The following is a 1306-nucleotide window of genomic DNA, read 5'->3' on the forward strand; positions in this document are numbered from 1 at the left end:
GCGAAATTCAGCTTCAGGGTGTCCAGCGGTGCGGTTGCGCCGGTGGGCAGCAACTGCGTGTTGTTCTCGAGGTTGGTTTCCTTGCGGTCAGCCTTGGAGTAGCTCACATCTGCCGTCAGCGTGCCGCCGCCGGCCAGCTTGAGCTTGTTGTTCCAGCCGAAGGCATCGATGGTGTCCCTGCGGTCGTTGTACATGCCACGCACCAGCGGGTACAGGCCGCTGGCGCTGCCGCCGACGAAGGTGTTGTTGCCGTTCACCACTGGGGAAGCGATGTTCAGGCCCGGGTTGTAACCGCCGTTGTAGCCGCCGAGATTGACTTCGAACTGGTTCGCGGTGTCCTCCTGCGTGGCCCTGGTGTGGTAGTAGTCCACCACGCTGGTGAAGCCCTTGTTCGGGCGGAACTCGGCGGTCGCCATGAAGGCGTCGCGCTTGGTCACCCCAGTGCGGCGCAGGGCCTTGATGCCATCGGAATAGAACGTACCTGCCGCCACGCCCGGACGCCAGCCGGCGCCCAGCGACTGCCAGGGCTCGTACAGGCCGACCTGCTCTTCCTGGATCGGGGTTTCCTGGTGGGCGTAGCCCAGCACCAGACCGACGGTGCGGTCGGCGAACTGGTCGATGTAGCTGGCGCTGACGCGGTTGCCCGTGCCCTTGGAGCCGGCGGCACCGCCCAGCGAATTCCTCTGACCGCGCACGTTGACGGCCATCACGCGGCTGCCGAAGTTCAACGGGCGCACGGTCTGCATGTCGATGGTGCCGGACAGGCCCTGGCCGACCAGGCCGCCGTCCGGCGTCTTGTAGACGCTCACGCCGGCCAGCAGCTCGGAGGGGTACTGATCGAACTCGACCGAGCGGTTGTCGCCGGTGCTCACCAGCTCACGGCCATTGAGCAGCGAGGTGGCGAAATCGGGCGACAGGCCGCGCACGCTGATGACCTGGGCGCGACCCGCCACGCGCTGGGCGGAAAGGCCCGGCAGGCGGCCGATGGACTCGGCGATGCTGATGTCGGGCAGCTTGCCGATGTCTTCGGCCGAGACCGACTCAACGATGTTGTCGGCGTTCTTCTTGACCGAGATCGATGCCTCGATGCCTCTGCGGATGCCGGTGACGGTCACCGTTTCGAGTTGCTGGGTCTGCGCTTGTGCGCCTGCGGCGGCGATCAGCAACGTGCAGCCGATGGCAATCGGACTGATGCGGAACGACGCCGCGGTGCCCGACCCGCACTTGTCTTGGCTCATGGTCATGAATGTCTCCTCTAGTTCATTGGAAAACGGCTTGGCCCGAAGTCCGCCTCCGGGGCCACCGG

Annotated in this window: 1 protein-coding gene; it reads right to left on the minus strand. The window is 65.8% G+C overall.

Features of this window, described 5'->3' with window-relative positions; genetic code table 11:
• Positions 1-1244, minus strand: a 1244-nt coding sequence (locus AC1DU6_RS31595) for a TonB-dependent receptor plug domain-containing protein (RefSeq protein WP_477862127.1), incomplete at its 3' end; no start/stop codon positions are given.
• Positions 1245-1306: the final 62 nt, after the last annotated feature.

It is taken from the genome of Roseateles sp. P5_B10, assembly GCF_056400485.1.